The following is a 6,595-nucleotide window of genomic DNA, read 5'->3' as shown; positions in this document are numbered from 1 at the left end:
GGGGACTGCGCGGGGACTGTACGGAGCCTTGCGCGGGGCCCGGGCGCCGCGCAGCCACGTTGTTGACGGTTACACGCTTGCGGGCGCGCGCAAGCGTGTAACCTACGGCCGCGCCGGTGCCCGCCGGCGGAAAGGCAGTAACCGTGTTCCCCACGCCCCTACCCGCGCTCTTGACCGTACCTGCCCCGGCACCCGGCGCCGTGCCGGTGGCCGAGCCAGCCGCCGCACCCGGCATAGCGGCCGGGCACTTGGTGGCGGCTGCGGGGCCGTGCCAGGCGAGCTTCAGTGAGGTGCTGTCCGCAGCCGACGACTTCCTGTGGGGGCCATGGCTGCTCATTCCGCTGCTGCTGGGCACCGGCATCTGGCTGACCGTGCGGCTGCGCGCTGTCCAGCTGCGCAAGCTCTTCCCGGCGCTGCGCTTCGCCCTGCTGGACCGCAGCGGTGGCGAGGCCGACACCGCCGAGGGGGACATCTCCCACTACCAGGCGCTGACCACGGCACTGGCCGCCACTGTGGGAGTGGGCAACATCATCGGCGTGGCCACTGCGATCCACCTGGGCGGTCCCGGTGCGCTGTTCTGGATGTGGGTAACCGCATTCTTCGGCATGGCCTCGAAGTACTCCGAGGCCTTCCTTGCCGTGCGCTTCCGCACCACCGACGCCAACGGCCAGAAGTCCGGCGGCCCCCAGTACTACCTGCAGCACGCGATCAAGGGGCGTGCGGGCACCGCGCTGTCGGTGTTCTTCGCCATCTCCACGCTGCTCGCCTGCTTCGGCATCGGCTCCATGACGCAGTCCAACTCGGTGGCCGCACAGCTGGAGCACTCCTTTGGGGCGGATCCGGCGCTCGTCGGTATTCTCATGGCCATCGCGATCGGTGGGGTGCTGCTGGGCGGCATCGAGTCCATCGGACGGGTCACCGCTGCCTTCGTGCCAATGATGATCGTGTTCTATGTGGGCGGTTGCTTCTACATCCTCGCAGTCAACATCACGGCGATTCCGGCGGCGCTGGGGATGGTGCTCACCGACGCCTTCACCGGGCACGGAGCCGTGGGAGGCTTCGCCGGCTCCACCATGCTCATGGCCATCAAGTTCGGAATGGCCCGCGGCATCTTCTCCAACGAGTCCGGCATGGGCTCGGCTGCCATCGCCGCCGCCGCGGCCAAGACCAACCACCCGGTCCGCCAGGGCCTGGTGTCCATGACCCAGACCTTCATCGACACCTTCGTGGTGGTCACCTGCACCGGCCTGGTGGTGCTGTCCACCGGCGCCTGGACGGGTGACAACCCGGCCACCATGACCGCGAACGCCTTCACTACCGGGCTGCCCGGGGACTGGGGGCACTACATCGTCTCGGTCTCGCTGGTATTCCTGGGCTGCTCCACGATCCTGGGCTGGGCCTACTACGGCGAGCGCTGCACCGTGCGCCTGGTGGGCGTCCACGGGGTGCTGCCCTTCCGCCTGTTCTTCACCGTCCTGATCTTCCTGGGTACCGTCACCAGCCTGGACGACGTGTGGACCTTCGCGGATATCGCCAACGGTCTAATGGCCATCCCGAACCTGATCGGCCTGGTGCTGCTGTCCGGCCTGATCGCCCGTGAGACCAGGGCCTACCTGCTCCAGGACCCGTACCTGCGACGCCCCGGGGATGAATTCACCTCCATCCCGCAGGACGCGACCGCCTGAGTGGGGCGGGAACTGTCCATTTCTCGCCACTTTGAGCTGCCGCCGGTTCCGGACCCGCGCAAATACGCCGCAGGCTCAGCGCCAGCAGGGACCGTGGGGACCAAAGTGGCGAGAAATGGACACTTTTCATGCCGGGCCCACCGGCGGTTTCACCGACGATGCCCAGGCGGTGGACTCCCGTGTGTCTCCGGGGGAACTGCCGGGCATAGGGGTGGAGGGCAAGGCGGAGTGCTACTCCTTGTCCTACTGCTTGTCCTACTGCGTTGTCCTACTGCGTTGTCCTACTGCGTTGTCCTACTGCGTTCTACTCTTTGCTGCGCCGTCTGCATGCCTGAGGCAGGAGTCGGTTAGTCAGGGCGCAGTGGTGCCGTCGAAGCCCGAGGCCGACTCGGCTGAGGCAGCCGTCCCAGAAGGCTCGGCCTGAGCGGTGGGTGCGGTGGAGGTGGCCACAGGGGCAGCGGGAGTGGTGGCGGTGGGAGTGGCGCTGTCGGGACACTGGACGGCGATGAGTGCAGAGCTGGACGCGGTCCCGGGTCCCCGACCCGATGGCCTCTTGGGGTGTGACTCCAAGACGGTAATGGTGCAGCCGAGTACTTCGGCCGATGAACCGACATCTATCCGTGTATCTGGAACTGCTTCTCCGCCCCGGATGAAGTGCACCCACACGGCATCGGTGTTCGTGGCTCCGAGAACCAGAGACCAGTCATCTCCTCTGCCGGGCTGCTGCTGTACATAACTCGTGGCCTGGCTGCGCAGCGCCTCAACCTCGGGCGCGAGCTCCGGGGTGCCCTGGGGCAGCGGCCACCAGAACACGTAGACCACGGCCGCGACGATGAGCGCCAGCGCGCCGATCGCCGCGGCCAGTAGCCGTTTGTGCCGCACTCAGTCGACCTCGGCCAGCAGCTGCTGCATGCGGGTGACGCCCTCGGTGATGGCATCGTCGCTCATGGCGTAGGACATGCGCAGGAAACCGGAGGGGCCGAAGGCCTCCCCGGGCACCACGGCCACCTCGGCGTACTCCAGCAGCAGCTCCGCCAGCGTGGCGGAGGAGTCGATTACGTGCCCGCGCAGCGAGCGCCCGATGAGCTGCTCCACGCTCGGGTAGGCGTAGAAGGCGCCCTTGGGCGTGGGGACCTGCACGCCGCCGATCTCGGAGAGCATCGACACAATCAGCTGGCGGCGGCGGTCAAAGGCGGCGCGCATGTGCTCCACTGCGGACAGGTCCCCGGCCACGGCGGCGAGGGCCGCCCGCTGGGAGACGTTGGCCACGTTGCTGGACAGGTGCGACTGGAAGTTGGTCGCGGCGCGGATGACATCGGCGGGCCCCATCATCCAGCCCACGCGCCAGCCGGTCATCGCGTAGGTCTTGGCCACGCCGTTGAGCACTACCGTCTGCTCGGCCAGCTCAGGCACGAGCGCCACGATGTGGGCCGGCTGGGCGTCGTCATAGAGCAGGTGCTCGTAGATCTCGTCGGTGACTACCCAGATGCCGTGCTCCAGCGCCCACTGTCCGATATGGGTGAGCTCGGCGGTGGTGTAGACGGCGCCGGTGGGGTTGGACGGCGAGCACAGCAGGAGCACCTTGGTGCGCTCGGTGCGGGCTGCCTCCAGCTGATCGAGCGTGACCTTGTAGTCCTGGTCCGCGCCGGCGAACACCTCCACGGTGGTGCCGCCGGCCAGGCTGATGACCTCGGGGTAGGTGGTCCAGATGGGGGTGGGCAGCAGCACCTCGTCGCCCGGGTCCAGCAGTGCGGCGAAGGCCTGGAACACGGCCTGCTTGCCTCCGTTGGTAACCAGGATGTCCTCGGGGGAGACCAGGTAGCCGGAGTCCCGCAGCGTCTTGGCGGAGATCGCCTCGCGCAGCTCGGGCAGCCCCCTGGCGGGGGAGTACTTGTGGTTGACCGGATCCTGGGCCGCGGCTACGGCGGCGGCAACGATGTAGTCCGGGGTGGCGAAGTCCGGCTCGCCGGCGCCGAAGCCGATGACGGGGCGGCCGGCGGCGCGCAGGGCCTTCGCCCGGGCGTCGACGGCTAGGGTGGCCGAGGGGGATATGGCGGCCAGACGGGCGGAAACGCGACTCCTAGGTGCAGTACTCACGGGCAGATAGTCTCACGTACACCTCGGGGGGAGCGCAGTGTCATCCCGGTATGCGGCCCGAGGTGGCGAGGTTCTCAAGCCGGCGGGCGGTACGCGGCGCGGCTTAGCCCGCTGACGTGGCGCAGCCCACGGAGCTGGAGTTCGGTATTCCGGGCATGATGTGGCAAGATTGGTGGCCGCTGAAGGGCAGTGGCGCAATTGGTAGCGCACCGGTCTCCAAAACCGGCGGTTGTGGGTTCGAGTCCCGCCTGCCCTGCTGAGAACGGCGGATCTGTCGGGAGATCCCGTCGGCTCCGTCTTCTCGCCCGTCAGGGCGTGACCGGAACGTCGACCCCGAGGATCACGAGAGCATGAGCGATACAACCGTCGCCAAGGGCGCACGGAAGCAGAAGCGCGGGCCCTTCTCCCGCGTGTCCCTGTACTTCCGTCAGGTCATTGACGAGCTCCGCAAGGTGGTCTGGCCCACGCGGAGTGAGCTGTGGACCTACTTCGCGGTGGTGGTCGTCTTCATTCTGGCGATCATGCTGTTCACCGGGGCCCTGGACGCAGTCTTCGATCGACTCGTCCTGTGGGTCTTCGCCTGAGCGCCAGGCCCGCCGCACTCCTGCCATACTCGCCACACTCGGCGCAGGTCTCACCGCCGCCGCAGTCGCAGCCACATCCAGTCCGAGGAGAAAGAAGCACCGTGTCCGAGGAGAACGTCCCCGAGGAGCCCGCCGCCGTCGCCCCCGACGCCGATCCGCACAACGCCCCGGCCGAGGTCGACCCGGTCGAGGAGTTCCGCAAGCAGATGTCCTCGCTTCCCGGCGAGTGGTACGTGCTGCACACCTACTCCGGCTACGAGCGCCGCGTCGCCGCGGACATCATGGCGCGCGCCGAGAACTTCGAGCTGGAGGACTACGTCTTTGACGCCGTCGCCCCGATGGAGACGGTCATCGAGCTGAAGAACGGCAACAAGAAGAAAGAGGTGTCGCGGGTCCGCATCCCCGGTTACGTATTCGTGCGGATGGACCTGGATGACCCGGAGACCTCCGAGCAGGTGTGGCGCACCATCAAGGACACCCCCGCCGTGACCGGCTTCGTGGGTGACCGCTACGACCCGGTGCCGCTGACGCTTGAGGAGGCCGTCTCACAGCTTGGCCCCACCCCGGAGGAGGTCGCCGCCAAGCGTGCTGCCGCGGCCACCGCGCCCGAGGAGGGTACGGGCACCCAGGTCGTGGCCGATGGCCAGGTCTACGAGGTCGCCTTCTCCGTGGGCGAGTCCGTGATCGTCACCGACGGCCCCTTCGAGTCGCTGCCCGCCACGATTGCGGAGATTCACCCCGACACCCAGAAGCTGCAGGTGCTCATCTCCCTGTTCGGCCGCGACACCCCCGCCGAGCTCGCCTTCAATCAGGTGGCCAAGATCTGACCGCTGCCCCCGCCGGCGGCCCCAGAGGACGAAGGCGGGGAGCGGCCCGCCTGTGAGACCGCCCACCGGGCCTCTCACGGACGCGTACGCGGGTCTAAGATTGGCGCTCGCGTGCCCGGTACGCATCCGCGTACCAACACAACCACGCGCTGCACGGCAGGTGTGCAGCACTCCGGACAAGAAAGACCGAATTACCCATGGCTCCTAAGAAGAAGGTCGCCGGGCTGATCAAGCTCCAGATCCAGGCCGGCCAGGCCAACCCCGCTCCGCCGATCGGCCCCGCGCTCGGTCAGCACGGCGTCAACATCATGGAGTTCTGCAAGGCCTACAACGCTGCGACCGAGTCCCAGCGCGGCAACGTCGTCCCGGTGGAGATCACGGTTTACGAGGACCGCTCCTTCACCTTCGTGACGAAGACTCCGCCGGCCGCAGAGCTCATCAAGAAGGCCGCAGGCGTCTCCAAGGGCTCCGCCTCCCCCCACTCGGACAAGGTCGGCTCGCTCAGCCAGGCGCAGGTGCGTGAGATCGCAGAGACCAAGATGCGTGACCTGAACGCCAATGACGTCGACTCCGCCGCCAAGATCATTGCCGGCACCGCCCGCTCCATGGGCATCACCGTCGAGGCCTGAGACCCCGGCCCGTAACCCAGAACCAATAAGCGTGGAAGGGCCTGCGCGGCCCGTTCACCACGACTGCTAAGGAGAAGCAGATGACCAAGCGCAGCAAGGCCTACCGCGCCGCGGCGGAGAAGATCCAGTCCGGGATCCTCTACACGCCCGCGGAAGCGGTGAAGCTGGCCAAGGAGACGTCCGTGACGAAGTTCGACTCCACCGTGGACGTCGTACTCCGCCTGGGCGTTGACCCCCGCAAGGCCGACCAGATGGTGCGCGGCACCGTGTCCCTGCCGCACGGTACCGGCAAGACGGCCCGGGTGGTCGTATTCGCCCAGGGTGAGCGGGCCGAGCAGGCCATCGCCGCCGGCGCCGACGAGGTTGGCGGCGACGAGCTCATCGCCAAGGTCGCAGGTGGCTACACCGACTTCGACGCCGCCGTCGCCACCCCCGACCTGATGGGCAAGGTGGGGCGCCTGGGCCGCGTGCTCGGCCCCCGCGGCCTCATGCCCAACCCCAAGACCGGCACTGTCACCATGGACGTGGCCAAGGCCGTGACCGACATCAAGGGGGGACGTATCGAGTTCCGCGTCGACCGCGCCGGCAACCTCAACTTTGTCATCGGCAAGTCCTCCTTCTCCGAGGAGCAGCTGGCCGAGAACTTCCAGGCTGCGCTGGAGGAGGTGCAGCGGCTCAAGCCGTCGACCTCCAAGGGGCGGTACATCCTCAAGGCGACCGTGGCGACGACCATGGGCCCCGGCATCCCCTTGGATGTGGCCAAGCTCTGACCG

General features: G+C 67.8%; 7 protein-coding genes and 1 tRNA gene. 6 read left to right on the top strand and 2 right to left on the bottom strand.

What is annotated here, in order from left to right:
• The first annotated feature begins 251 nt into the window (after window positions 1-251).
• Entirely contained in the window at window positions 252-1,685 is a 1,434-nt protein-coding gene (locus tag GZ998_RS10745; protein WP_374939209.1) for an alanine/glycine:cation symporter family protein, read from the top strand.
• Between the two features lie 351 nt (window positions 1,686-2,036).
• On the opposite strand, the gene GZ998_RS10740 is transcribed toward GZ998_RS10745, so the two are convergent.
• Both GZ998_RS10740 and GZ998_RS10735 read right to left on the bottom strand, forming a co-directional pair.
• On the bottom strand, window positions 2,037-2,567 hold the full coding sequence (locus GZ998_RS10740; protein ID WP_219109828.1) for a hypothetical protein: 531 nt from the start codon (window positions 2,565-2,567) through the stop codon (window positions 2,037-2,039).
• Window positions 2,568-3,782 carry a pyridoxal phosphate-dependent aminotransferase gene (locus GZ998_RS10735; RefSeq protein ID WP_162679960.1) on the bottom strand — a complete coding sequence of 405 codons (1,215 nt, stop codon included), beginning with the start codon at window positions 3,780-3,782 and terminating at the stop codon, window positions 2,568-2,570.
• A gap of 183 nt (window positions 3,783-3,965) precedes the next feature.
• On the opposite strand from GZ998_RS10735, the gene GZ998_RS10730 reads away from it, so the two are divergent.
• From GZ998_RS10730 to rplA, 5 genes are all read left to right on the top strand, one after another.
• A tRNA-Trp gene (locus GZ998_RS10730) sits at window positions 3,966-4,038 on the top strand.
• Between the two features lie 94 nt (window positions 4,039-4,132).
• On the top strand, window positions 4,133-4,366 hold the full coding sequence (secE, locus tag GZ998_RS10725; protein WP_162679959.1) for a preprotein translocase subunit SecE: 234 nt from the start codon (window positions 4,133-4,135) through the stop codon (window positions 4,364-4,366).
• 101 nt (window positions 4,367-4,467) lie between these two features.
• Entirely contained in the window at window positions 4,468-5,193 is a 726-nt protein-coding gene (gene nusG / locus GZ998_RS10720) for a transcription termination/antitermination protein NusG (protein ID WP_161924781.1), read from the top strand.
• A gap of 197 nt (window positions 5,194-5,390) precedes the next feature.
• Window positions 5,391-5,822, top strand: coding sequence for a 50S ribosomal protein L11 (gene rplK, locus GZ998_RS10715; protein WP_161924780.1), 432 nt, complete (start codon window positions 5,391-5,393; stop codon window positions 5,820-5,822).
• Between the two features lie 80 nt (window positions 5,823-5,902).
• Entirely contained in the window at window positions 5,903-6,592 is a 690-nt protein-coding gene (rplA, locus tag GZ998_RS10710; protein WP_161924779.1) for a 50S ribosomal protein L1, read from the top strand.
• The last annotated feature ends 3 nt before the right edge of the window (window positions 6,593-6,595 follow it).

It is taken from the genome of Actinomyces sp. 594, from assembly GCF_019325145.1.
Classification (GTDB): Bacteria; Actinomycetota; Actinomycetes; order Actinomycetales; family Actinomycetaceae; genus Actinomyces.
This window is presented reverse-complemented; position numbering and strand designations above follow the sequence as displayed.

Excerpts from the sequence above, each read along its gene's own strand:
- rplK (WP_161924780.1), top strand. The coding sequence starts at position 5,391 with ATGGCTCCTAAGAAGAAGGTCGCCGGGCTGATCAAGCTCCAGATCCAG.
- rplA (WP_161924779.1), top strand. The coding sequence starts at position 5,903 with ATGACCAAGCGCAGCAAGGCCTACCGCGCCGCGGCGGAGAAGATCCAG.
- secE (WP_162679959.1), top strand. The coding sequence starts at position 4,133 with ATGAGCGATACAACCGTCGCCAAGGGCGCACGGAAGCAGAAGCGCGGG.